Source organism: Klebsiella sp. LTGPAF-6F (genome assembly GCF_001753185.1).
In the GTDB taxonomy this organism is placed as follows: domain Bacteria; phylum Pseudomonadota; class Gammaproteobacteria; order Enterobacterales; family Enterobacteriaceae; genus Klebsiella; species Klebsiella michiganensis.
On the sequence record NZ_CP017450.1, the window covers coordinates 1,815,356 to 1,838,982 of the forward strand.

Genomic DNA, 23,627 nt, shown 5'->3' on the forward strand with positions numbered 1-23,627 from the left:
CGAAGCTTGTTATCCGCGACGGTGGGTCGCCATAAACTCCTGCGTATGCTGCCAGTCCACCACGCCGGCATCCGATCCCATGCCGGTCGCCACCAGCGCGGCGACGGCGGAAGCCACCTCGCACGCCGCTTTGACGCTTAACCCCCGGGCCAGCGCGGCAATAAAGCCGCCGCAGTAGCTGTCGCCGCAGCCGGTAGTATCTACGGCATCGACCCGGAACGGCGCGATATGCTCGACGGCGCCGTCGCGGGTCAGCAGCCAGGAGCCGTTTTCGCCGTCCTTCAGAATGCAGGTTCCGACGCCAAGCGCAAAGAAGACGCGGGCAATCGCTTCCGGCTGGGTCTCCCCGGAGAGATACGCCGCTTCTTCAAGGGAAGGCATAAAGTAGTCCACCGACGGCAGCAGCGGGCGTAGCAGATCCAGGGTGCCCGCGTCGGGGGCGATTAAATCAAAGCTGGTGGTGACGCCGCGGGCTTTCGCCGCCCGCAGCAGCAGCGCGCTTTGCCCGCTATCCATCGCCGCCAGCAGGCCGGTGCCGCCGTGGTGCAGGAACCGGCAGTCGAGGATCGCGTCAAACTCTTCTTCGCGGATAAAAAGCGCATCGGAAGCGCCCCGACAGTGCAGCGCCGGGCGCTCGCCGTTGGGGCGGATGGGCAGGATCGTCGCCGACGTTTCCTGCTGCGCCGTGCGCTGGAGCAGCGAGCAGTCGATCCCCAGCCGCGCGTAGCTGGCGAGGATAAAATCGGCTTTTTCATCTTCACCGAGGCAGGCCACCGCGGCGGTGCGAATGCCCAGCTTCGCGGCGTTAATATTGGCCCCGGCGGCGGTTCCGGCGGGGTTAAGACGAATTTGTTCGATAAAGGCTACCCCGCCGCGCGGCGGGATGTCGATCACCGGGCGACCGGCGATATCAAGAATAGTCAGGCCGACAAAGACGGCGTCAAAAGCTGCCATAGGTGCTCCGCTTAACGATGGGTCTGGCGCAGACGCGCCTGCCAGAAGGAGAGGGCCAGCGCGACCACCAGAATCACGCCCACCAGCGCATCCTTCACCAGGTAGTTCAGCCCCATCAGGTTCAGGCCGTTATCAATAATCGCGAGAAACAGCACCCCGCCGAGGGTGCCGGCGATGCTGACCCGGCCGAGCCGGTTAAAGGCGGTGCCGATAAAGACCGCGGCGATGGCGTCCATCAGGTAGGCCTGGCCGGCCAGCGGCGTAAACTGGCGCAGGTTGGCGGAGAGAATGACGCCGCCGACGGCGCACAGCGCGGAGGCCGCCACCAGCACCCACAGCATGGTCCGGCGGTCGCGGATCCCGGCGATACGCGCCGCTTCGCCGTTCTGGCCGATAGCGCGCACGTACTTGCCAAACAGCGTGCGTTCGGTCAGCAGCCAGGCTACCAGCCACAGCGCCAGCACAATCACCACCGGCGTCGGAATACCGGCGATATTGCCGACCGCCAGATCGTGATACTCCGGCGCCATCCGGCGGTAGGAGATAGAGCCGCCGCCGTCGGTATAGATACGCTCGGCGCTGCTGGCGATAAACCAGGTGCCGAGGGTGGCGAGGAACGGACGAATCTGGCAGACAAGGATCAGAAAGGCGTTCAGCAGGCCGATAATCACCCCGCCGAGCAGCGCGCAGCCCACCGCCGCCTGCCACGGCAGGTGCCAGGTCTTCAGCGCCACTAGCGCAAAAGCGGCGCCGAAATCCAGCGCCACGCCGACGGAGAGGTCAATCGCCCCGGCGCTAACGATAAGGGTCATCGCCATCGCCACGATCAGCAGAATCGCGCTGCCCTGCAGCAAATTGGCCCAGTTATCGAAGGTCAGAAATACCGGGTTCGCCCAGCCGAACAGGGCAATCGCCAGCAGGGTAATGACGCCGAATCCTGCCCGCGATAGCCACGCCAGCGGACCGCTGCCGGTTTGCCCCGTTGAGGGGGTCTTGAGCGTCAGTTGGCTCATTAATGGCCTCCTTTATGTCTGACCGCCGAAGCCGCCAGCACCACGAGGATCAGGCCGCCTTTGATCGCGCCCATCCAGAAAATATTCACTCCCAGCAGGCCGAGCCCGTTAGAGAGCGCGTTGACCAGCACCGCGCCGAGCAGCGCCCCCCAGATGGTGACCACGCGCCGCCGCGAGAACGCCGCGCCGATAAAGGTCGCGAGGACGGTTTCCAGCAGCAGCGGCGTCGCCGTGCCGCTGGAGCTGCCTGAGCCCTGGCTGAGCAGCGGCAAAATCGCCAGGCCGGCGGCGATGCCCGCCAGCAGCCAGACGATAATGGTCAAACGGCGAACGTTGAGTCCGCTCATCTGCGCCATATCGCGGTTACCGCCCACCGCCTGTAAATGCTGGCCGAAGCGGGAGTGGTGGAGCAAAAACTGAAACAGCGCGAATACCGCCAGCAGATAGATCAGCGGCCAGGGAATGCCGAACAGATCGTTATCGCGAAAGGCCACCATCAGCGGGTCGCTCACCGCGATGCGCCGCTGGCCGGTCAGCAGGTCGGTCAGGCCGGTGAAGGCCACCGAAGTTGACAGGGTCGCCAGCAGCGGCGGCAGGCCCGCCGCCAGCACCAGCGTGGCGTTGACGGCGCCGCAGGCCAGGCTAACGGCGATCAGCAGTAACAACAGCGCCAGGTAAGGGGTGTTCCACTCCGCCATGCCGAGGCTGAGCAGCGCGACGCCGAGCACCGCGATGGCGGGCAGCGACAGGTCGATGCCGCCGGAGACCACATCATCGCCGCCGACGGCAATCACGCAGACCAGGCCGAAGCAGAGGATCGCCAGCGGCACGCTTTGCACCAGCATCATGCTGATATTTTGCCAGCTTAAAAAGAAAGGCGACTGCAGGCTGAGCCAGATCAGCAGCGCAAAAAAGAGAATCAGGGGAAATTTTTCGATAAGCGTCGTGATGCCCGGAAGGGGGCGGCGCTGGATACCTGCACTCATACCTGTTGTTCCTGTCCACCGTTAATCGTCACCAGCAGCGCGTCCAGCGTCAGCCCCCGGGTCGGGAGATTGGCCACCAGCTCGCCGCGCCACATCACCAGGATGCGGTCGCAAAGGCCCAGCAGCTCCGGCGCGTCGCTGGATGAGACCAGTACGCCGCGACCGCGATCCGCCAGCTCGCGGGTGCGCTGATAAATATCGCGGCGCGCGCCGATATCCACCCCGAGAGTGGGTTCATCAAGAATAAAAAGCCGCGCATCGGTGCCCAGCCAGCGGGCGAGAATCGCCTTTTGCTGGTTGCCGCCGCTCATGAAGCGCACCGGAAGCTCCGGACGGCCGGGGCGGATAGAGAGCTGGTCGATCCAGCTGCGCGCTTTTTCCAGCGCCCGGCCGCGGTGCTCCCAGCCGAAAGTGGCGGTCTCCGGTAGCGAGGCCAGATTGATATTGTCGGCGGTGGTGAAGGGGAGAATCAGCCCCTGATGGCGGCGGTCGCGCGGCACCAGGGCCAGTCCGGCCCGGGTAGCCTGATACGGCGTCCGCAGCCGCTTCGGCTGGCCGTCAACGCTTATCGTACCGCTGCGGGCGCGGCGTAGCCCGTAAAGCAGATCGATCAGCACGTCGCGCCCGGCGCCCAGCAGTCCGGCGACGCCGACGATCTCGCCCGGCTGAATATCAAAGGTAATATCGCGTAACTGCTGCCCGTCGCTGAGATGGCGAACCGACAGTACCGGGGCAGCGGCATCGACTTGATGCGCGCTGCTCTGGCGCGGGGTATAGAGCTGTTCGATATCGCGGCCGACCATCATTTTGATCAGCGCGTCGGTATTCTGCAGAAGCGCCCGGTCGGGGTAGCCGACCACCTCGCCGTTACGTAGCACCGTGCCGCGATCGCAAAGGGCGGCGATTTCGTTGAGATAGTGGGAAATGTAGAGAATCGCGATCCCCTGTTCCCGCAGGCGCAGAATCGCGGAGGTGACCAGGCCGGCTTCCTGCGCTTCCAGCGGCGCGGTGGGCTCATCGAATACCACCAGCTTTGCCGCGCCGTCGATCAGCGCTCTGGCGATTTGCACCAGCTTGCGTTCGGCGAGGCTGAGGTCGCGGATCAGGCGGCGGGGATGAATATCCAGCTGCCAGCTGTCGCGGAAAAACGCCCGGGTGGCCGCGTTCATTCGCCGCCGGTCCAGCGCGCCCCAGCGGGTGCGGTACTCCTGGCCGAGAAACACCGATTCCGCCACCGTAAAGTGCGGGATTAGGTTGAGTTCCTGGTGAATAACGCGGATACCCAGCGCTTCAATCGCCGCGGGATTGCCGAGCGGCAGCGGCGCGCCGTCAAGGGTGGCGCTGCCGCTGTCGGCCCGATAGACGCCCGCGAGGATTTTTATTAGCGTCGATTTTCCCGCGCCGTTCTCGCCGATCAGGCCGTGAATTTCACCGGGATTCAGAAGCAGCGTGACCGCATTTAATGCAGTCACGTTGGCAAAGCTTTTGCCGATCTGGTTCATCGCCAGACCAGCGGCGGGGTTAACCCCGCCGGAGGATGGAGTGATCACTGCAGTTCGCCATATCCCAGCTGTTTGTAGACCGTTTTTGCCTCCTGCGGGCCTTTCACCGGCACCACCGGAATAAAGGTCTGCAGCGGCAGCTTCTGTTTGTCGAAGTAGCGCGCGACGTTATCGGCGGAGGTCTGGCCGATCAGGTGCGGCTGCTGGGCGACGTTGGCGACGAACGGGCTGCCCGGCTCGGCCATGATCTCCAGGGTTTCCGGGCCGGCGTCGATCGCGGTGACCTTAACGTCTTTATCGCGGCCGGTCTCTTCCAGCGCCTGGACAATACCGATAGCCGGCTGATCCCAGCAGGCGACATGAATGGCGTCGAGTTTGCCTTTTGGATACTGGCTCAGCAGTTCGAGGGTTTTCTTACGCGCATCTTCCGGCGAGTTGGCAAACTGCTCGGCCAGCTCCGGCTGAATAATGTGAATATCCGGATAATCCTTGAGGACATATTTCCACTGGTCATAACGAATGCCGCAAATACGCAGGGAGCTGGAGAATGCGTTAAATACCGCAACGTTGCCTTTGCCGCCCAGTTCATCGGCCATATAGCGACCAATGGTCGATCCCAGGGTGTAGTTATCGGAGGTGGTGTTATTGACCGAATATTTTGAAACGTGGTCTACGGTAAATACCGGAATGCCGGCATCGCGTAGCGCTTTGAATTTAGGCTCAACGGCGCTGTCGCCCAGAATGCTAATTACCGCATCGACCTTGCGCGACAGTAAAATATCGTGGTTATTCGCATGAACCTGGTTATCGCGGCCGCCATCGACGCCGATTACTTTACCCCCCAGTTTCTCTACCTCTTCGGTCGCACCCTTATAGGCTTCACGATCCCAGAAGTGCTGCGTCCCGACCACGGCGACGCCGATAGTTTTTCCCTGAAGTGATAAGGTATCCGCCGCCAGAGCGTTGACGGAGGCGAGCGAGAGCAGGCCCAGCGCGATGGGCAATAATTTCATTTTCTGCGACATTCTTATTATGGTCCTGTGATGGAGGTGGCTGTGCGGAGCAGTAGCATGACAACAACAGCCACACAATCTCAAATACAAAATATGTCTAAGTTATACCCGTTATACTTCAAGTTGCATGTGCGTTGGCTACGTGCGTTCACCCGAATCACTTACTTGAGTAAGCTCATCGGGACTCTCTTACTTGCCGCCTTCCTGAAACTTGAATTATTTAGGGTATATTAACGATGTTATATCGCAGATTTGCCTGAGGAAAACGTAAATTTGTTATCTGTAACCTGAAAATATTTCATGATGCAGCTTAATCCCTTTTTATTTTGTGGGCTTAATTTGCTTGCAACTCTTATTTATTCAAATAAAGATTGCTGCTTAATTAAAATTATTCTGTCGCTGTAATATATCGCATCCTGGAATGGCGTAGAGCTATTCTGCGTGGAAAATCCTTTCTCAGCAGCAGATTGTATGGTGATACGTATTTTATTCCCAGGATTCGCACGCTTTATTATGGCGGCCTTTATCGGGTGAGAAGAAAACAGGCAAGATGAAAAAACAACATAATCTGACCGTAATGCACTGGGGAACCTGGCAGGTCCAGGCCCGTGACGGCAACATTGAGGCGGTGACGCCGGTGCCCTGGGATAAAAATCCCTCACGTATTGGTCAGTCGCTCCCCGATGCGGTCACCAGCAAGACGCGCATTCGCCGTCCGGCGGTGCGCGCGGGCTACCTGCAAAATGGCCCGGCTTCGCGCGAGGGGCGCGGTAAAGAGCCGTTTGTTGAGGTGAGCTGGGAGGTGGCGCTCGATTTACTGGCCCGCGAACTGAATTCGGTCAAAGCGCGCTGCGGCAATGAGGCGATTTTCGGCGGCTCCTACGGCTGGGCCAGCGCCGGCCGTTTTCACCACGCGCAAAGTCAGCTGCACCGCTTCCTCAAGTGCTTCGGCGGCTATACCGCCAGCACCAACACCTACAGCAGCGCGGCGGGCGAGCGCATCCTGCCGCATATTCTCGGGCCGCTGAGCCCGCTGCACCGCCAGCACACCCACTTTTCCGAGCTGGCGCGCGAATGCCAGCTGTTTGTCGCATTCGGCGGCCTGCCGCTGCGTAATGCGCAGGTCAACGGCGGCGGCGCCAACGACCATATGCTGAAATACTGGCTGGAAAAGATGCAGGCGCAGGGGACGCGCTTTATCAATATCAGCCCGGTGCGCAATGACCTGAGCGCCGTGGAGAGCGCCGAGTGGCTTGCGGTTCGTCCGGGAACCGATACCGCGCTGCTGCTGGCGCTCTGTTATGTGCTGATTAATGAATCCCTCTACGACAGCGGTTTTATCGCCAGCCATACCGTGGGTTTCGCGCCCTATCGCGCCTACCTGATGGGGGAGAGCGATGGCGTCGCAAAAACGCCGGAGTGGGCGGCGGCGATAACCGGTATTGAGGCGCAGCGGATTGCCGCGCTGGCGCGCGAGATGGCCAGCCAGCGCACGATGGTCAATATCTCCTGGTCGATTCAGCGGGCGCGCCAGGGCGAGCAGGCCTACTGGGCGACGGTGGCGCTCACTGCGCTGCTGGGGCAAATCGGTACGCCGGGCGGCGGTCTGGGGTTTGGCTACGCCTGCACCAATCTGGCGGGGGCGGCGCGTAAGGCCTTTTCCGGCCCGCGCCTTCCCGCCGGAGAGAACGCGGTAAACCAGGTGATTCCGGTGGCGCGCCTTTCCGATATGCTGCTGCATCCGGGCGAGGCATACGAGTTTGACGGCCAGCATCTGCGCTATCCCGACATCCGCCTCGTCTACTGGGCCGGCGGCAACGCGTTTCATCATCATCAGGATATTAACCGCCTGTGTGAAGCCTGGCGGCGGCCGGAAACGGTGGTCGTTCATGAACAGTTCTGGACCGCGCAGGCCAAATTTTCCGATATCGTTCTGCCGGTCACCACGTCGCTGGAGCGGGAAGATATCGGCAGCGGCGGTCACGACGGTTTTATGATCGCCATGAGCGCGCAGATCCCGCCGGTAGGCGAAGCGCGCGATGATTACGCCATCTTCTGCGACCTTGCCGAGCGGCTGGGCTGCGGCGAGCGCTTTAGCGAGGGGCGCGACGCCGGGCAGTGGCTGCGGGAGATCTACGAAGCGTCGCGGCCGCGCGCGCGGGAAGAGGGGATCGCGCTGCCGTCGTTTGATGAATTCTGGCGGCAGGGGGTGCTGGAATACAGCGCGCCGGAGAAACCGCAGGTTTTCCTGGCGGATTTTCGCGCCGACCCGCAGCGCTATCCGCTCTCTACGCCTTCCGGCAAGATCGAGCTTTTTTCCGAAACCATCGCCGGGTTTGGCTATCGCGAGTGTCCCGGCCACCCGTGGTGGGATGAGCAGGAGGCGGCCTGGCAGCGGCAGGAGGCGGCGCGCTGGCCGCTGCATCTGCTCTCCAGCCAGCCGCGCACCCGCCTGCACAGCCAGTACGATCACGGCAGCGTGAGCCGGGCGACGAAAATTCGGGGGCGCGAGCCGCTGTGGATGCATCCGCAGGATGCGCAGGCGCGGGATATCAGCGAAGGCAGCGTGGTCAAGGTCTATAACGCCCGGGGAGCCATTCTTGCCGGGGTGCACCTCAGCGAGCAGATTTTGCCCGGAGTGGTGCAGATGTCGACCGGCGCCTGGTACGATCCGCTGGATCCGGCTGAAAAGGGGTCTCTGGATAAGCACGGCAATCCCAACGTGTTGACCGAAGATCGCGGCAGCTCGCGGCTGGGGCAGGGCTGCAGCGCCCAAAGCTGCTGGGTGGAGATTGCGCCGTGGCGGGACGCGCTGCCGCCGGTGACCGCTTTCGACCCGCCGATGTTTATTCAGGGTTAGGCGCCCGGTAATTCCCGGCTTACGGAATCAAAGCCCTCCTGGGGCGGATAGCCCGGACAGATGCGCAGCATCGCCTCCGGGAAATTCAGCCACGCTGCGTTCTGCTCCCGGGGGCGGCGCAGGGCGCCTGCCCGGGCTACATGTTCACAGTTGTCTGCAGATCGGTAGCCCGGATAAGGCGCGTTACGCCAGCCGCGGGTAGGCGCTGGCGATATCGTCGCCGGTAAACTGGGCAATCCAGCCTTCCGGGTTGTCGAAGATGCGGATGGCGGTGAAGTTGGGCTCCGAGCCCATATCAAACCAGTGCGGCGTGTGCGCCGGAACGGAAATCAGGTCGTTCTTTTCACAGAGCACCTGGAATACCTCGTCGCCAATATGCAGGCAAAACAGGCCGGCTCCCTCGACGAAGAAGCGCACTTCGTCTTCCCCGTGGGTATGCTCGTTGAGGAATTTTTCCCGCAGCGCCTCTTTCTGCGGATTATCCGCACGCAGGCTGATCACGTCCCAGCTCTGGTAACCCTTCTCAGCCACCAGCTTATCAATCGCATGCTGATAGGCGGCAATAACCGTTTCTGAGGCTGGCGCCGGGCCTAAATCGCGGTCGGCCTGCCAGCGCTCGAAGCGGACGCCTTTGGCGTTGAGCTGCTGCTGGATCTCTTCGGCGTTCGTGCTGTGCCAGAGAGAGTTTTGCGGGTCTTTCACGGAAAAAATGGTTAATGCGCTCATGCTGGGATCTGCTCCGGATGAATATCGTCAAAACGCTGAACCTGCGGATGGTGGCTGGCCGGGTCACAGTCGCCGCGCACCAGCTGTAGGGTGCGGAAGCCGGCCTCTTCGGCGGCATCCAGCTCCTGATGGATATCGGACAGGAACAGAATGGCGGCAGGAGGCTGTCCCAGCTGCTCAGCAATATTGCGGTAGGACTGCGCTTCGCGCTTGGCGCCTACCAGGGTATCGAAATAGCCGTTGAACAGATGAGTAATATCACCTTCGTCGCTGTAGCCAAATAACAATTTCTGCGCGGCGACGGAGCCTGAGGAATATACATATAAATCAATACCCTGTGACTTCCATTTTTCCAGCGACGGCAGGACGTCAGGATACAGGTGGCCGGTGAAGTCGCCATTGACGTAGCCTTCGCGCCAGATAATCCCCTGGAGCGCCTTGAGGGCGGTGGATTTGCGGTCTTCATCCATAAAGGCGAACAGGGTAGCAATAAGCTGCTCGACGCTGGCCGCCGGTTGGGCGATCTCTTCGCGCAGGTTATCGAGAATGGTCTTTACCGGATCGACAAACTGCTGGGCGGTCACGAAGCCGGCCAGGCGTTCGCGAGCGTACGGGAACAGGACGTTGTGGACGAAGCGAATGTCGCTGGTGGTGCCTTCAATATCGGTCACGATAGCGCGGATCATGAGTTCTCCAGAGTGAGCGGTAGGTCGTGCTGACGGTGGCGTTGTGCTGCTCGCTGTTTTCCACTCATAAGCATAAGCGAAATAACATTATCATTTAGACGTCTAAGCGTCTTGATTGCCAAATATTAACATCGTGTTATAGTGGCTTCAACAACAGCATGACAGACGGTACAAAAAGAATGAGCAATAAGCCACTGATTCCTGAGAGTAAACTCCCTTCACTTGGCACCACGATCTTTACCCAAATGAGCGCTCTGGCCCAGCAGCATCAGGCGATTAACCTGTCGCAGGGGTTCCCGGATTTCGATGGTCCGCGCTATCTGCAGGAGCGTCTGACGTATCACGTGGCGCAGGGGGCGAATCAGTACGCGCCGATGACAGGCGTGGCCGCGCTACGCGACGCCATCGTCGATAAAACGGAAGAGCTGTACGGCTATCGTCCCGATGCCAACAGCGACGTGACCGTTACCGCCGGCGCGACGGAAGCGCTGTATGCGGCGATTACCGCGCTGGTACGTTCCGGCGACGAAGTCATTTGCTTTGACCCTAGCTATGATAGCTACGCCCCGGCGATTGAGCTGTCGGGCGGCGTGCTGAAGCGCATTGCTCTCCAGCCGCCGCATTTTCGCGTTGACTGGCAGCAGTTCGCCGCGAGCCTCAGCGACAAAACCCGACTGGTTATCCTCAATACGCCGCACAACCCGTCAGCGACGGTATGGCAGCGGGAAGATTTTGCCGCGCTGTGGCAGGCGATTGCCGATCGTGAAATCTATGTGCTGAGCGATGAGGTTTACGAACATATCTGCTTTGCCGCCGAAGGGCATGCCAGCGTGCTGGCGCATCCGCAGCTGCGCGAGCGGGCGGTGGCGGTCTCTTCGTTTGGCAAGACCTTCCATATGACCGGCTGGAAGGTGGGCTACTGCGTGGCGCCTGCCGCCATTAGCGCCGAGCTGCGTAAAGTGCATCAGTATCTGACTTTTGCCGTCAATACGCCCGCTCAGCTGGCGATTGCCGATATGCTGCGCAGCGAGCCGGAGCACTATCGCCAGCTGCCGGCGTTTTACCGCGAGCGGCGGGACCTGTTTATTGATGCGCTGCGCGCCAGTCGGCTGGACATTTTGCCCTGCGAAGGGACCTACTTCCTGCTGGCGGACTACAGCGCGGTCTCGGATCTGGATGATGTCAGCTTCTGCCGCTGGTTAACCACCGAAATCGGCGTCGCGGCGATTCCGCTATCGGTGTTCTGCGCCGATCCGTTCCCGCATAAGCTGATACGCCTGTGCTTCGCCAAACAGCCAGCCACGCTGCTGGCTGCGGCGGAACGACTGTGTCGTCTGTAGTTATTTAACGGTCCACGCCTGAGAAAATTGACGGTCGCTGAACATCTCCACCAGACCGTTGATTTGCTTCAGGCGCAATACTTCGTCTGAGTCCATCCCTAACTCTTTGCCGATTTTCTCGTCACACCAGCCGAGATGCGCCAGCTCCTGGACGATTTCCGACATCGCATGAATCTGATGACGTCCGCGCGCCCGGTTGTGGCGGATGGTGGCGGCCATCAGCGAATCACGCCTGGGGCTGCTCTTTTCCAGGCAGGTGACGGGAAGGTAGCCTTTCAGTCGTTTCTTCAGCGCCGCTCTGCCGCTCGCCAGCTCATGACGGTGAAAACCGTCGATAATGGAATAGCGCTCCTGATCCTGTTTCACTACCACAACGGGCTGCGTGAAGCCGTCCGTTTCCAGCGAGGTAAACAGCAGGCGTTTTTCCGGTGGCGCAAGATTATTTGGGTTGTAATCATTAGGCAAAACGGCGCCCTGTTTTACCCACAATACGCAGTCAACCGGTTGGGATTTGAAGGGGCTATATTCATGCAGAATCTGGCGAAAGGCGTTAAGCGCAGTAATCTTTTCCTCTTCATCTTCCAGCGATTGCAGATAGCGTTCGAGATCCTGGATTAATTGTCGTTGCATAGTATCCCCCATTGCTGGCGCTTTTTATTCATCCGTTCGCGATAGCGTTTATATTGATTCGCTTTGGTCGGGCTGAAAGAGAGCTGGCGGCACCAGTAATCATTGTTCAACAGAACTTTACAGATGCGCCGCCAGGACGGGACGTCTTTCGAGCCAATATCCGCCGGCTGCGTGTCCGGAATATCTATCATTCCCTTTTTTTGGTACCAGTGAAGATAGACGGCGATTTTATTGCGGTAATGTTCCGCCGTTTTCTCCGGCATGCTGTCGAGTAAAAACAGGGCGTAGCTTTTCCAGGTATGCTGCGCAGGTTTATCCAGCTTTCGATGGCCGTAGAACTGATTATCGTGACCGGCATAAACTCCGCCGCAGTGGACGCCGCTGACGCGATGGCACATGGCGGCCCAGCGTTCAGGCTCCAGCACATGGTAGAGCCACAGCCCCTGGCGCTGCTCCGGGCCAAAGGGTTCGCAGATACGCATATAGCGCAGCGGAACGCCCGCCTGATACATCAGGTTATAGAGCGGGTTGTAGGACAGGCCGCTTTTGCCGAACCAGGTCCAGATATCGGCGGTTTTCCAGTCGTAGATAGGATAGATGTACCACGCGTGTCCGCCCGGCGCGGAGGTGGTCCAGGGTTTATCGTCGGCGAAGCGAAGCTTGCGCTGCGAGGAGATGGTGATAAACCGATTTAACGATTCATCGGCGCGGATGCCGATCATCACCGCCGCGGGGCGGTTTTGCGAAAACCAATCGGCAAATTCGCGAACGAACGTTTCAAAACTCATGCCCGATTGATAAAACGGGAAAAAGCCGGGATCGGTAATCGCGTCCTTTGGCGGTTGTCGCACCCAGGGCGCGCCGGGTTCCCAGCACTGCCATTCGGGATGATATTGGGTCAGAGAATTCTGGGTAGTGAGAGGCAACGCGACCCAGAAAAATTGCTCAATAACGTCGCGATACTCTGCGCGCATCTTTTCACAATGCGCAATGGTGCAAGAGAACTGCGCTTCCCAATCCACAAACAGGACGCAAATCTTTTTGCCTGTACGGCGGGCGTGCTGCGCCGTGAGATGCAGCATGATTGTAGAATCTTTACCGCCAGAAAAAGAGACGCAAACACGTGAGAAGTTTTCCATTACCCATTCTATTCGCTGCTGACTGGCCTGCAGAACGGACTCGGGTAATGGAAGTTTTATAAAAGACACAGCCATTATTCCTTTAATGCTAAAAGATACTGTGTACTTATATCACATTTATTTCTTAATCAAGAGATTACTTATTATTCGTTAATCAAATTAAATGGCATTAACTATTCAATAATTTTATTCTTTTCACATTCGTCGATAAAGTTTGCAAAGTTCGGGTCGTCAAGGTTTACCCGATTGTAAATCATATAAATAGTGATGGAAGGGATCTTAAATGGCGCCTCTATAACCTTAAATTTATTATGGAAACTGATGTGTTCTAAAATACAGGTGGGTACAAACCCAATAATATCAGTTTGCTGAATAACATTAAGGATCGCTATGTATGAATCGCTACGGAACGAAATTTTCCTGTCAGACAGTATGCCGGCCGCCTGGCTTTGAAACGACTTCGTTCCCTGATCGTTGCAAATATAATACGTAAAGCGCTCCTGCAGTATGGCTTTCGTCGTTGTTAGCGATGCCAGCCGAGGATGATTTTCACTACAGACCAGAGAAATGCCCAGCTCCTGAATACGTTTACACACGGTAGCCCGCGATGACAGGGGCGTGGTGCTAAATATCAGGTCGGCTTTACGGTAGGCCAACAGGCTTTCTACCGACTCTCCGGACGCCAGCAGATCGTGATGTTCTACGTGTAAGTTTGAATCATCTAATAACATATGGATCAGGCTGGTTGTTTTTGGGGTAATAAAAAGCTGCGGCGCATAGACAACCAGGCGTTTCTTTAACTCAGAACGATTGGTGAGATAAATAGTTTGTTCTAATTGATTAAGATTTTTTTCAAGATGATGGTGGAGATTAACCCCTACGGTGGTCGGCGTAATTCCTTTACCTGAACGAACGAATAGCGGATCATTCAGCTGGGTGCGTAACCGCTGAAGCGACTGACTGACGGCGGAGGGCGTAATAAATAGCGTTTCCGCCGCTTTACTGATGCTTAAATGCTGGTAAATACATTCGAAAATAACGAGTAGGTTCAGATCAAATTTCTTAAGATCGTAAAGATTAGCCATTATCAACGTCCTGTTAAGCTGGCGGTAAGGGAAACTGGTGAATATGTATCTGTATTATATTCATTGTATGAATATTTGTTTCTTGTTATTTAATGCAGGCGCCGTCATTAAGTTTATCTAAATATATACTACCGTTGCGTATTCTACCAGATCCTTTTGTGTACCGCTAAAGTCAGGGGAGTGGGTTATTTATAAATACTTACCTTGCCCCGCTTAGCATCTGTAGTTTTTCTTTAACGGGAAGCCTGAACGCTTGTTGAAGTTTATTTGGTTATTCATATTATAAATTACTGATACGTGAGCGGCACTGAGGATGTTCATCAACCGCGGGCGGTAATTAAATTCTTTATTCTCCGGCTTTCGCTGGTCCTGCGGGCAAGTATGGCAAGTGGAAGAGCGGCAGTGGGGGCGTCTGCATCGCGCTAACGCGGGAAACATGTCACAAAGAACGGGCATTTTGACATGGTGATACTCTGTGAAATCACCGGAAAAGTAGGGGTAGCGGTAAAACCTATCACAGTCATAGGTAACACCTGCCGCCGCGTGGATTGCCCTTTCGTTCAGCGGGTGATGTAATCCCTTAGCTGTTACATTAAGGTGTAGAGCGCAACACATTGCCAGCTACTGGCGCTGAACCTACCTGCGGGTGTTTCAGGTAACGGGGCCGCCTGCGAGGGCGGCCTTTTTACTTTTCAGCGCATATAATGCGAAACGCGGTAGAAGATTGTCATCGCGTTGACAGGTTCACAAAGTTGTCTTGTTCCGGTTGTTAGATAACGCTTATTGATTCGATAATGCAAACGCATTGGTCGAGTCAGGAAAAATTCGTTAACTTAGACCTCAACGAAAACACGGAGGAAGTATAGATGTCCTTAATTAATACCAAAATCAAACCTTTCAAAAACCAGGCGTTCAAAAACGGTGAATTCATCGAAGTTACCGAGAAAGATACTGAAGGCCGCTGGAGCGTCTTCTTCTTCTATCCGGCTGACTTCACCTTCGTTTGCCCGACTGAACTGGGCGATGTGGCAGACCACTACGAAGAACTGCAGAAGCTGGGCGTAGACGTTTACTCCGTCTCTACCGACACTCACTTCACCCACAAAGCGTGGCACAGCAGCTCTGAAACCATCGCGAAAATCAAATACGCGATGATCGGCGACCCGACTGGCGCCCTGACCCGTAACTTCGACAACATGCGTGAAGATGAAGGCCTGGCAGATCGTGCCACCTTCGTTGTTGACCCGCAGGGTATCATCCAGGCTATCGAAGTTACCGCTGAAGGTATCGGCCGCGACGCGTCTGACCTGCTGCGTAAAATCAAAGCAGCTCAGTACGTAGCTTCTCACCCAGGCGAAGTGTGCCCGGCTAAATGGAAAGAAGGTGAAGCGACTCTGGCTCCATCTCTGGACCTGGTCGGCAAAATCTAAATTTCCATCGTCTTTCACGCCAACGCAGCTATGGCGTGAAATACTTGGGAAATTATTTCAGTCATGGGCGCACCGGCGCCCATTTTATTCCAACACCATGATGCAAGCGTAGTCAGGCTGCCTGAACGAGGCCGCTTGCATGATGATGTTTTAAGCCCAGGAGATAAAAATGCTCGACACCAACATGAAAACCCAGCTCAAGGCTTATCTTGAGAAGCTGACCAAACCTGTTGAGCTGATTGCCACGCTGGATGACGGCGCTAAATCGGCAGAAATCAGGGAACTGCTGGCTGAAATTGCTGAACTGTCAGATAAAGTCACCTTCAAAGAAGATAACGGCCTGGCGGTGCGTAAGCCGTCATTCCTGATTACCAACCCCGGCTCCAGCCAGGGGCCGCGCTTTGCCGGCTCTCCGCTGGGACATGAATTCACCTCTTTAGTTCTGGCTCTGCTGTGGACCGGCGGTCATCCGTCAAAAGAAGCGCAGACTCTGCTGGAGCAGATCCGCAATATCGACGGTGATTTTGAATTCGAAACCTACTATTCGCTTTCATGCCATAACTGCCCGGACGTGGTTCAGGCGCTGAACCTGATGGCGGTACTGAACCCGCGCATCAAGCACACGGCGATTGACGGCGGAACGTATCAGAATGAAATCACCGAACGCAACGTGATGGGCGTACCGGCGGTATTTATGAACGGTAAGGAATTTGGTCAGGGTCGCATGACGCTGACGGAAATCGTTGCCAAAGTGGATACCGGCGCGGAAAAACGCGCGGCGGAAGAGCTGAATAAACGTGAAGCCTATGATGTCTTAATCGTTGGCTCCGGCCCGTCCGGCGCAGCGGCAGCCGTTTACTCCGCGCGTAAAGGTATTCGTACCGGCCTGATGGGTGAACGCTTTGGCGGCCAGGTGCTGGATACCGTTGATATTGAAAACTATATTTCAGTACCCAAAACGGAAGGCCAGAAACTGGCTGGCGCATTAAAAGCGCACGTCAGCGAATACGATGTTGATGTGATCGATTCTCAGAGCGCCTCCAGACTGATCCCGGCGACGGTTGAAGGCGGCCTGCATCAGGTTGAGACCGCCTCCGGCGCGGTGCTGAAAGCGCGTAGCGTTATCATTGCCACCGGCGCGAAATGGCGTAACATGAACGTGCCGGGTGAGGATCAGTATCGTACCAAGGGCGTGACCTACTGCCCGCACTGCGACGGCCCGCTGTTTAAAGGTAAACGCGTGGCGGTTATCGGCGGCGGTAACTCCGGTGTGGAAGCGGCAATCGATCTGGCAGGCGTTGTTGAACACGTTACTCTGCTGGAGTTCGCGCCGGAAATGAAGGCCGACCAGGTTCTGCAGGATAAAGTCCGCAGCCTGAAAAACGTCGATATCATTCTCAACGCGCAGACCACGGAAGTGGTGGGCGACGGTAGCAAAGTCACTGGCCTGCAGTACCGCGACCGCGTGAGCGGCGATGAGCATCACGTGGCGCTGTCGGGGATCTTCGTGCAGATCGGTCTGCTGCCGAATACCAACTGGCTGGAAGGCGCGATTGAGCGCAACCGCATGGGTGAAATCATCATTGATGCGAAATGTGAAACCAACGTGAAGGGCGTTTTCGCTGCCGGCGACTGCACGACCGTTCCGTACAAACAGATTATTATCGCCACCGGCGAAGGTGCGAAGGCGTCTTTGAGCTCGTTCGATTACCTGATTCGCACTAAGACTGCATAATTCATAATAAAGTAAGACCAAACCTGCACAGCAAAGAGGCTACCCTGGGGTAGCCTCTTTTTTTACCTTACCGCCGCTACCTGACCACCATCACCGGAATATGCGCATGGCGAATCACGCTTGAGGCGTTGGAACCCAGCAGATGGGTGCTGATCGAAGGGTTACGGGAGCCTATCACCACCACATCGGCTTTAATTTCATTGGCCAGTTCATTGACCATATCGCGCACGTTGCCAAAGCGGACGTGCATTTTGATTCGCGACGGGTCAATGCTGAAATGGCCGGCCATCGTTTTCAGGCGCGTTTCTGCTTCATGCTGCAAATGCTCTTCAAAGCGGCGCAGATCGGCGGTAAAACGACTCATCGTGAAGCTTGATGAACCGGGTAGTACGTGGAGAAGATGGATAACCCCGTCCTGCTGGGCTAAAAACTCCGCATGGCGAACGGCTTTATCGCTTAACTCCATTTCAAAGACATCAACGGGCATAATGATGGTTTTATACATATGCATTCCTCCTTGTTCGTCTGCTTTTATATCAACACATTATAGGAAAGTATTGTGCCATTCAGGTCGCAAAATTGTCAGAACGGTACGAGGGCGGCGTAAAAGTTTGTCAAAAGAGAGGAGAAGAGCGAAAGATGCAGAAAGAGGATGCAGTAACATCCTCTGAATAAAGCGCGAAACGCTTCAGGCAGCGGGGAGATTAACGGTGAAAATCGCCAGCGGCCTCCGGCTGATACAGCAGTTCCAGCACTTCAAGGTGCGTTGAGGTGCCGCCCGGTAATTCCCAGTGAATCGTGCTGCCGACTTTGAGGCCCAGCAGGGCTGCGCCAACCGGCGCCATCACCGAAAGCTGGGTGGCGCTATCCGTGACCTGCGCCGGGAAAACCAGCGTGCGGATGCGCTCTTCACCGGTGGTTAAATCGCGAAATCTGACCTTGCTATTCATGCTGACAACATCATGCGGCATGGCTTCCGGGGCCAGCATCTGCGCGCGGTCAAGCTCGTCATTCAGCGCGTCCGCTACCGGTGAGTTGGCGAAAGCCGGTTGTTCCAGCAGTCTGTCGATGCGTTCTGCATCCAGTTCATTAATGATAATTGCGGGTCTGGTCATCTCATACTCCATGTTATCCAGGAACCTGTCCGTAAAAGAAAACCCTCGCCGAAAATGGCAAGGGTTAATGTCCTCTCATCATACTGAGACTTGCTGGTGGTTTGAAGTGATTAAACGCACATTCATCAACGAACCATAGCGGAGTTGTATGAAATCTAGCCGGCTTTATCCAGCAGAAATTGCTTACCGCAGTTCCCCGGATGGGGCTGGGGTAAGAATGAATCAGCGGAGAGAGGGGCATTAATGGCCGCTGCTTTGATGGAGATTTGCATCTCAGTCAGATAGGCGGGGTTGCCGTTGCAGGTTAACTTGAAAGCCCTGACGTTCTGTTTTCCATAGGCCTCAGCAACCGCGGCGTTGAAGCCATCCCGGCTAACGGTTTGCCCATAGTGTTTGGCCAGGAAAGCGCCCAGATGGCTCTGTTTTATCTCGCCGTTCAGGCGCACCATGGTGCCGAAATAGTTGTCAGGATCGAAACCAAAGCAAACGCCATGCTTGGCGTATTCATAACGTTCGAGACATGAGTTTCCGCCCGAACCCGGCATCACGCCGTTAAGCTTATTCGCCATTTCCAGCGAGAGCCCGGTTTCAGCCGCCCGACATTTTTGCCCGGCTTTTGCTTCCGGCATATTGGGAACAGGGCGGGTCGCACAGCCAAAGCGCATCCAGCGCCGCTCGTCCACCCCCCGTGCGGCAATAGATTTTGGCAGGCTCGGCCACAGGCCGTGAACGGTGAGAAAATCGGCTTTATTGCTGAGTTCCTGCTGCAGGCGGCACTCTTCCGGTTCGCTGCGGTTGCGGTCTTGCATACTTTGGCAGAACCCCGTTTGCCAGGAGAGAGCCAGCACGTAGCGGTCAAAATCACCGTATTGCGTGGCGATCAGCGGATCTGCGCTGACCTGGGCGGCGCTGAGCAAAAGGGCAATGGCAACGAAATCCTTCCTGAACATTTTTATTCCTGATGACAAATGGTCATTGATAACATTGAGTTATTAAAGCATAAAAAAGGCGCCAACAGGCGCCTTTTCACACGGTTTCAGCTTTAGCGGATTGCGCTGCCGGGAACCAGAACTTCGGTGGCGATAATCACCACTAACAAACCAACCAGCACCGGGACAGAGGTCCGTTTCACCACTTCAAACGGCGAAATTTTTGCCATACCGGCCACGGCGACCACCACGCCGGAGACCGGAGAAATGGTTCGGCCAAGGTTAGATGCCTGCAGCATCGGGATCGAGAGATAAGCTGGATTGATGCCGGAAGAGTGCGCCAGCTTCGGGATCATCTCAACGAAAGCATAGAAGGGGGCGTTACCGGAACCGGTGGTCATCGCCGCCAGCATGGTCAGAATGACCAGCACCAGCATCAGAATGATACTGGCGGAGCCGAACGACGTGGCGATAGAGATCAGACCGTTAATAAAGCCAATGGTACTCAGACCCTGAGCAAAGACGCCGGCGGCTACCAGCAGCATCACCACACCGGCAAACGCGTCAGCCATGCCGCGATACGCCGCTTCCAGGCCATTGAACACATTTTTGGTGTTAAAGCCGCGGCAGAATTCCAGAACCGCCGCCAGCAGCATGCAGAGCACAAGAATGGTGATGATGTGCAGCTCCGGGCCCCATTTGCCGTCGAAAATCAGTACGCCGATTATCGGCGTAAACGGCAGAATGGCGTAGAAAGCGGGGGCGGTCGTGGTTATCTCGTTTACATCGAGCATTTCATGGGCGACGTTTTCTTTTTTATCCAGGTATCGCTGCCAGAAAAAGTGAGCGATCGCCATGCTGATAATGGCCACAATAGAAATGGGCAGCGTGGTTTTAAAGGCAAAGTCAATCAGCGGCATTTCGGCGGCTTTGGCGGCCAGCACGACGTCGCCGGAAGTGGGGGAGAGAATAATCGCCGCCGGAGAAGCGCAGATAGCGGCGGCAGCGCCGCGGCTGATGCCAACGTTGACCATCACCGGGAACAGTGTCGCCATCAGCAGTACTCCCAGACCGGTAGCGGAGGAGACGGCCAGCGACATCAGGCAGGCAACGAAATAAGCGGCGATCATCAGTAGATAGGGGGAGTTAATGAAGCGCAGCGGTTTTGACGCCAGCTTCACCACCATGTCATTGGCGCCGATGTGCGTCATATAAGTCGCGAAACCGCAGAGCATCATGATCATCATGCCGAGGTCGCCGCCGCGGCTCATCAGCAGTATCTTAATATATTCAACGATATCGGTTGCAGAATAACCGGTGCTCTTTGCGTCGCCTGGTAAAACCTTATGCCCCATCAGCGCGCTGGCGATGAGTAATACTAAGCCACCGACGAACAGCACGCCGGTGGCGGAATAGCCTTTAATGATATAGCGGGCGACGCCCACAATGACCACAATCCCAATCAGGATCTCTACTAGCGTAAGCATTCTTTTACCCCTAAACCATTAACCCAAAGAATCTACTAATAAATGAAGCGAAGAAAAAATTTAGTGAGGGAATGTGCCTAAAAAACGGGCGAAACTCGCTGACGCAAATCAATAAATCGATGAGAATTCCTGTCAGGCGGTACCATGCCCGCCTGGTCAAAGCCAGGACGCGAGAGATTTTCAGATTTTTTGCACCGGATAAATCAAGAGTTTGCCTAATACCGTTAAGGTAGTATTAAGATTATCTTTGTTATCTTACTCCGCTTTAAAAATGATACTGGTAAGAGAAAAGTGTAATGCGACGTCGATTTATAGGGTTGTTTCTGGGATGCCTGGGCCTGCTGCTATCATCCACCTCCGCTAATGCATCGTTTAGTTCGACGCTTCGTGACGGCTACAATACGCTGAGCGATAACGTCGCGCAGACCTGGAATGAGCCTGAGCACTATGATCTTTATATCCCCGCGGTGACCTGGCACGCCCGTTTCGCCTACGACAAAGAGAAAACGGACCGCTACAACGAACGTCCCTGGGGCGCCGGCTTCGGCGTCTCGCGCTGGGATGATAAAGGGAACTGGCATGGCATCTATTTGATGGCCTTTAAAGACTCTTATAATAAGTGGGAGCCTATCGGCGGCTATGGCTGGGAGAAAACCTGGCGTCCCTTAGCAGACGATAATTTCCATCTGGGTTTAGGCTATACGCTTGGCGTGACGGCGCGCGATAACTGGAACTACATCCCGATTCCGGTCGTGCTGCCTCTGGCTTCTATCGGGTACGGCCCGGCCACGTTCCAGATGACCTATATCCCGGGCACCTATAACAACGGAAACGTTTACTTTGCCTGGGCGCGCATTCAGTTTTGATGCGATTTTTTATAGCAATAAAAGAGATAAGCGGACTGTCTTGTTGAAAAACAAAGACTAACGTGAGCCCGGTGCAAAAAGATAGAGACTTTTATCACTTTTTAGCAAAGTTGCGCTGGACAAAAGGTACCACAATTGGTGTACTGATACCCGACACAGTATTAGTGTCGATTTTTTCATATAAAGGTAATTTTGATGTCTAAGATTAAAGGTAACGTTAAGTGGTTTAATGAGTCCAAAGGATTCGGTTTCATTACTCCGGAAGATGGCAGCAAAGATGTATTCGTACATTTCTCTGCAATCCAGTCCAACGGTTTCAAAACTCTGGCTGAAGGTCAGCGCGTAGAGTTCGAAATCACTAACGGTGCCAAAGGCCCTTCTGCTGCAAACGTAATGCCTATCTAAGCAACGCGTCAGTAGAATATAAAAACCCGCTCATGGCGGGTTTTTTTTTGCCTGCGGTCAGGGGCTAGCGGCTGGCCGCATGTGAAAACAGCCAGAACGCGGCGGCCGTCATGGCAAATGAGCCTGACAAGTTGACCAGTACGTTGAGTAACGCCCAGCTAAAGCGCCCCTGCTGGAGTAGAAACACCACTTCGGCGGAAAACGTGGAGAAGGTGGTCAGCCCGCCGCAAAAGCCGGTGGTGATAAGCAGCTTCCACATCGGATCGATATCCGTCAGGCGGTTAAACCATGCCAGCCCTGCGCCGATAATAAAAGCGCCCAGCAGGTTAGCGGTGAGCGTACCAATGGGGATAGCATGATGCATGGGGTTAAACTTCATACCCAGCCACCAGCGCAAAACGCTGCCGGTGCCGCCGCCAAGAAACACAGCCAAAAGGAGTTGCAACACGGTCATTCCCTGTTTATTGATCGAGACTAAACTTCGAGTGTAGCGCGCGAAAGGCCTCACTGGCTATGACTAACCTGACGGGAGAGAAAAGATGCTTGTTGCTGCCGGACAATTTGCCGTAACGCCGGACTGGACGGAAAACGCGCAGACCTGCGTGAGCATGATGCGTCAGGCCGCGGAGCGGGGGGCCGCGCTTCTGGTTCTCCCGGAAGCGCTGCTGGCGCGAGACGATAACGATGCGGACTTATCGGTTAAATCCGCCCAGCGCCTTGATGGCGGCTTTCTACGGCTCTTGCTGGCAGAGAGCGAAAACAACGCCTTGACGACGGCGCTGACCCTGCATATTCCTTCCGGCGAAGGACGGGCAGCGAATACGCTGGTGGCGCTACGTCAGGGCAAGATTATTGCGCAATATCAGAAACTGCATCTGTATGATGCTTTCAATATTCAGGAGTCCCGGCTGGTCGATGCCGGGCGGCAGATTCCGCCGCTTATCGAGGTGGATGGGATGCGCGTCGGGCTGATGACCTGCTACGATTTACGTTTCCCTGAGCTGGCGCTGTCGTTAGCGCTCAGCGGTGCGCAGCTCATCGTGTTGCCCGCCGCGTGGGTAAAAGGGCCGCTGAAGGAGCATCATTGGGCGACGCTATTAGCGGCGCGGGCCCTGGATACCACCTGTTATCTTGTCGCCGCCGGGGAGTGCGGGACGCGTAATATCGGCCAGAGTCGTATTGTCGATCCCTTAGGGACAACGCTTGCCGGGGCAGGAGAGCGGCCGCAGTTGATTTTTGCCGAACTTTCAGCTGATTATATTCAGCAGGTACGCGAGCGTCTGCCGGTGTTGCAGAATCGCCGCTTTGCGCCACCGCAATTATTATGACGTTTTTTTAAACAAGGCTTGATTCACCTTGTTACAGATTGCTATTGTGTCCGCGCGTCAAATAGCCGTTAATTGTATGCGTGTATGATGGCGTATTCGCAGCTTGTATTAGAGAAGAAGGTTAGCTATGGGTGAGATTAGTATTACCAAACTGCTGGTAGTCGCAGCGCTGATTATCCTGGTGTTTGGTACCAAAAAGTTACGCACGCTGGGTGGAGACCTGGGCTCGGCTATCAAAGGCTTTAAAAAAGCCATGAACGATGACGATGACAGTGCGAAAAAGACCAGTGCTGAAGAAGCGCCGGCGCAGAAGCTCTCTCATAAAGAGTAATTCGCGACGAGTTTCCTGAACGAGGGGGCTCGCTACCGACGGGGATAAACCGCGTCGGCAAAGAGGC

At 56.1% G+C, this 23,627-nt stretch carries 23 protein-coding genes; 8 read left to right on the forward strand and 15 right to left on the reverse strand.

Annotated features, from left to right (window positions below; all coding sequences use genetic code 11):
• Positions 1-9 precede the first annotated feature (9 nt).
• The 5 genes from BJF97_RS08400 to BJF97_RS08420 are packed head-to-tail and all read right to left on the reverse strand — an operon-like array spanning position 10 to position 5,480.
• Positions 10-954: a carbohydrate kinase family protein gene (locus tag BJF97_RS08400; protein WP_032694339.1), complete on the reverse strand. Its 945-nt coding sequence runs from the start codon at positions 952-954 to the stop codon at positions 10-12.
• Positions 955-965: 11 nt separating this feature from the next.
• Positions 966-1,967, reverse strand: a complete 1,002-nt coding sequence (locus BJF97_RS08405) for an ABC transporter permease (RefSeq protein WP_004848729.1) — start codon at positions 1,965-1,967, stop codon at positions 966-968.
• Complete coding sequence (locus tag BJF97_RS08410; protein WP_032694338.1) at positions 1,967-2,953, reverse strand: ABC transporter permease; 987 nt, start codon at positions 2,951-2,953, stop codon at positions 1,967-1,969. Before BJF97_RS08410 ends, BJF97_RS08405 begins: the two co-directional genes overlap by 1 nt.
• Positions 2,950-4,455: a sugar ABC transporter ATP-binding protein gene (locus tag BJF97_RS08415; protein ID WP_047725149.1), complete on the reverse strand. Its 1,506-nt coding sequence runs from the start codon at positions 4,453-4,455 to the stop codon at positions 2,950-2,952. The genes BJF97_RS08410 and BJF97_RS08415 overlap by 4 nt, the downstream gene beginning before the upstream one ends.
• Positions 4,456-4,499: 44 nt before the next feature.
• Entirely contained in the window at positions 4,500-5,480 is a 981-nt protein-coding gene (locus BJF97_RS08420; protein ID WP_032694337.1) for a sugar ABC transporter substrate-binding protein, read from the reverse strand.
• Between the two features lie 538 nt (positions 5,481-6,018).
• On the opposite strand from BJF97_RS08420, the gene BJF97_RS08425 reads away from it, so the two are divergent.
• Positions 6,019-8,328: a molybdopterin-dependent oxidoreductase gene (locus BJF97_RS08425; protein WP_064388438.1), complete on the forward strand. Its 2,310-nt coding sequence runs from the start codon at positions 6,019-6,021 to the stop codon at positions 8,326-8,328.
• Between the two features lie 183 nt (positions 8,329-8,511).
• Here the strand turns inward: BJF97_RS08425 and BJF97_RS08430 are convergent, their stop codons facing one another.
• Positions 8,512-9,054 carry a 1,2-dihydroxy-3-keto-5-methylthiopentene dioxygenase gene (locus BJF97_RS08430; protein WP_014228384.1) on the reverse strand — a complete coding sequence of 181 codons (543 nt, stop codon included), beginning with the start codon at positions 9,052-9,054 and terminating at the stop codon, positions 8,512-8,514.
• On the reverse strand, positions 9,051-9,740 hold the full coding sequence (gene mtnC / locus BJF97_RS08435; RefSeq protein WP_032694334.1) for an acireductone synthase: 690 nt from the start codon (positions 9,738-9,740) through the stop codon (positions 9,051-9,053). Before mtnC ends, BJF97_RS08430 begins: the two co-directional genes overlap by 4 nt.
• A 194-nt stretch (positions 9,741-9,934) precedes the next feature.
• Here mtnC and BJF97_RS08440 point away from each other — a divergent pair, with 194 nt between their 5' ends.
• Positions 9,935-11,080 (forward strand): pyridoxal phosphate-dependent aminotransferase, encoded by a 1,146-nt coding sequence (locus BJF97_RS08440; RefSeq protein ID WP_177341173.1) that lies wholly within the window; start codon positions 9,935-9,937, stop codon positions 11,078-11,080.
• Here the strand turns inward: BJF97_RS08440 and BJF97_RS08445 are convergent, their stop codons facing one another.
• The 3 genes from BJF97_RS08445 to citR all read right to left on the reverse strand — a co-directional run bounded on the left by BJF97_RS08445 (position 11,081) and on the right by citR (position 13,934).
• Positions 11,081-11,710, reverse strand: a complete 630-nt coding sequence (locus BJF97_RS08445) for an IbrB-like domain-containing protein (protein ID WP_014228387.1) — start codon at positions 11,708-11,710, stop codon at positions 11,081-11,083.
• Positions 11,695-12,918, reverse strand: a complete 1,224-nt coding sequence (locus BJF97_RS08450) for a phosphoadenosine phosphosulfate reductase (RefSeq protein ID WP_014228388.1) — start codon at positions 12,916-12,918, stop codon at positions 11,695-11,697. The genes BJF97_RS08445 and BJF97_RS08450 overlap by 16 nt, the downstream gene beginning before the upstream one ends.
• Positions 12,919-13,022: 104 nt before the next feature.
• On the reverse strand, positions 13,023-13,934 hold the full coding sequence (gene citR / locus BJF97_RS08455; RefSeq protein WP_014228389.1) for a DNA-binding transcriptional repressor CitR: 912 nt from the start codon (positions 13,932-13,934) through the stop codon (positions 13,023-13,025).
• An 866-nt stretch (positions 13,935-14,800) separates the two neighbouring features.
• On the opposite strand from citR, the gene ahpC reads away from it, so the two are divergent.
• Together ahpC and ahpF are read left to right on the forward strand one after the other, a co-directional pair.
• Entirely contained in the window at positions 14,801-15,364 is a 564-nt protein-coding gene (gene ahpC, locus BJF97_RS08460; RefSeq protein WP_002894394.1) for an alkyl hydroperoxide reductase subunit C, read from the forward strand.
• 169 nt (positions 15,365-15,533) lie between these two features.
• Positions 15,534-17,099 (forward strand): alkyl hydroperoxide reductase subunit F, encoded by a 1,566-nt coding sequence (gene ahpF, locus BJF97_RS08465; protein WP_004848755.1) that lies wholly within the window; start codon positions 15,534-15,536, stop codon positions 17,097-17,099.
• Between the two features lie 76 nt (positions 17,100-17,175).
• Here the strand turns inward: ahpF and uspG are convergent, their stop codons facing one another.
• The 4 genes from uspG to dcuC all read right to left on the reverse strand — a co-directional run bounded on the left by uspG (position 17,176) and on the right by dcuC (position 20,630).
• Positions 17,176-17,604: a universal stress protein UspG gene (uspG, locus tag BJF97_RS08470; RefSeq protein ID WP_004100140.1), complete on the reverse strand. Its 429-nt coding sequence runs from the start codon at positions 17,602-17,604 to the stop codon at positions 17,176-17,178.
• A gap of 199 nt (positions 17,605-17,803) precedes the next feature.
• A complete protein-coding gene (gene rnk, locus BJF97_RS08475) occupies positions 17,804-18,214 on the reverse strand; it encodes a nucleoside diphosphate kinase regulator (RefSeq protein ID WP_014228390.1) in 411 nt (136 codons plus the stop codon).
• A gap of 155 nt (positions 18,215-18,369) precedes the next feature.
• Positions 18,370-19,164 carry a ribonuclease I gene (gene rna, locus BJF97_RS08480; protein WP_014228391.1) on the reverse strand — a complete coding sequence of 265 codons (795 nt, stop codon included), beginning with the start codon at positions 19,162-19,164 and terminating at the stop codon, positions 18,370-18,372.
• Between the two features lie 92 nt (positions 19,165-19,256).
• Positions 19,257-20,630 (reverse strand): anaerobic C4-dicarboxylate transporter DcuC, encoded by a 1,374-nt coding sequence (gene dcuC / locus BJF97_RS08485; RefSeq protein ID WP_014228392.1) that lies wholly within the window; start codon positions 20,628-20,630, stop codon positions 19,257-19,259.
• 296 nt (positions 20,631-20,926) lie between these two features.
• Between dcuC and pagP the strand changes: the two genes are divergently transcribed.
• Positions 20,927-21,496, forward strand: coding sequence for a lipid IV(A) palmitoyltransferase PagP (gene pagP / locus BJF97_RS08490; RefSeq protein ID WP_014228393.1), 570 nt, complete (start codon positions 20,927-20,929; stop codon positions 21,494-21,496).
• A gap of 195 nt (positions 21,497-21,691) precedes the next feature.
• Positions 21,692-21,901, forward strand: coding sequence for a transcription antiterminator/RNA stability regulator CspE (cspE, locus tag BJF97_RS08495; protein WP_004100146.1), 210 nt, complete (start codon positions 21,692-21,694; stop codon positions 21,899-21,901).
• Positions 21,902-21,965: 64 nt separating this feature from the next.
• Here cspE and crcB read toward each other — a convergent pair whose 3' ends face one another.
• Positions 21,966-22,349 carry a fluoride efflux transporter CrcB gene (gene crcB, locus BJF97_RS08500; RefSeq protein WP_004848768.1) on the reverse strand — a complete coding sequence of 128 codons (384 nt, stop codon included), beginning with the start codon at positions 22,347-22,349 and terminating at the stop codon, positions 21,966-21,968.
• Positions 22,350-22,440: 91 nt separating this feature from the next.
• On the opposite strand from crcB, the gene BJF97_RS08505 reads away from it, so the two are divergent.
• Both BJF97_RS08505 and tatE read left to right on the forward strand, forming a co-directional pair.
• On the forward strand, positions 22,441-23,229 hold the full coding sequence (locus BJF97_RS08505) for a deaminated glutathione amidase (protein ID WP_014837805.1): 789 nt from the start codon (positions 22,441-22,443) through the stop codon (positions 23,227-23,229).
• A gap of 127 nt (positions 23,230-23,356) precedes the next feature.
• On the forward strand, positions 23,357-23,560 hold the full coding sequence (gene tatE / locus BJF97_RS08510) for a twin-arginine translocase subunit TatE (RefSeq protein ID WP_004130411.1): 204 nt from the start codon (positions 23,357-23,359) through the stop codon (positions 23,558-23,560).
• The last annotated feature ends 67 nt before the right edge of the window (positions 23,561-23,627 follow it).

Coding starts and splice junctions, on each gene's coding strand:
- BJF97_RS08420 (WP_032694337.1), bottom strand. CDS start 5,480: ATGTCGCAGAAAATGAAATTATTGCCCATCGCGCTGGGCCTGCTCTCG.
- uspG (WP_004100140.1), bottom strand. CDS start 17,604: ATGTATAAAACCATCATTATGCCCGTTGATGTCTTTGAAATGGAGTTA.
- BJF97_RS08400 (WP_032694339.1), bottom strand. CDS start 954: ATGGCAGCTTTTGACGCCGTCTTTGTCGGCCTGACTATTCTTGATATC.
- citR (WP_014228389.1), bottom strand. CDS start 13,934: ATGGCTAATCTTTACGATCTTAAGAAATTTGATCTGAACCTACTCGTT.
- BJF97_RS08445 (WP_014228387.1), bottom strand. CDS start 11,710: ATGCAACGACAATTAATCCAGGATCTCGAACGCTATCTGCAATCGCTG.
- BJF97_RS08425 (WP_064388438.1), top strand. CDS start 6,019: ATGAAAAAACAACATAATCTGACCGTAATGCACTGGGGAACCTGGCAG.
- BJF97_RS08415 (WP_047725149.1), bottom strand. CDS start 4,455: ATGAACCAGATCGGCAAAAGCTTTGCCAACGTGACTGCATTAAATGCG.
- ahpC (WP_002894394.1), top strand. CDS start 14,801: ATGTCCTTAATTAATACCAAAATCAAACCTTTCAAAAACCAGGCGTTC.
- BJF97_RS08505 (WP_014837805.1), top strand. CDS start 22,441: ATGCTTGTTGCTGCCGGACAATTTGCCGTAACGCCGGACTGGACGGAA.
- BJF97_RS08405 (WP_004848729.1), bottom strand. CDS start 1,967: ATGAGCCAACTGACGCTCAAGACCCCCTCAACGGGGCAAACCGGCAGC.
- ahpF (WP_004848755.1), top strand. CDS start 15,534: ATGCTCGACACCAACATGAAAACCCAGCTCAAGGCTTATCTTGAGAAG.
- BJF97_RS08410 (WP_032694338.1), bottom strand. CDS start 2,953: ATGAGTGCAGGTATCCAGCGCCGCCCCCTTCCGGGCATCACGACGCTT.
- pagP (WP_014228393.1), top strand. CDS start 20,927: ATGCGACGTCGATTTATAGGGTTGTTTCTGGGATGCCTGGGCCTGCTG.
- mtnC (WP_032694334.1), bottom strand. CDS start 9,740: ATGATCCGCGCTATCGTGACCGATATTGAAGGCACCACCAGCGACATT.
- cspE (WP_004100146.1), top strand. CDS start 21,692: ATGTCTAAGATTAAAGGTAACGTTAAGTGGTTTAATGAGTCCAAAGGA.
- BJF97_RS08430 (WP_014228384.1), bottom strand. CDS start 9,054: ATGAGCGCATTAACCATTTTTTCCGTGAAAGACCCGCAAAACTCTCTC.
- dcuC (WP_014228392.1), bottom strand. CDS start 20,630: ATGCTTACGCTAGTAGAGATCCTGATTGGGATTGTGGTCATTGTGGGC.
- rna (WP_014228391.1), bottom strand. CDS start 19,164: ATGTTCAGGAAGGATTTCGTTGCCATTGCCCTTTTGCTCAGCGCCGCC.
- rnk (WP_014228390.1), bottom strand. CDS start 18,214: ATGACCAGACCCGCAATTATCATTAATGAACTGGATGCAGAACGCATC.
- tatE (WP_004130411.1), top strand. CDS start 23,357: ATGGGTGAGATTAGTATTACCAAACTGCTGGTAGTCGCAGCGCTGATT.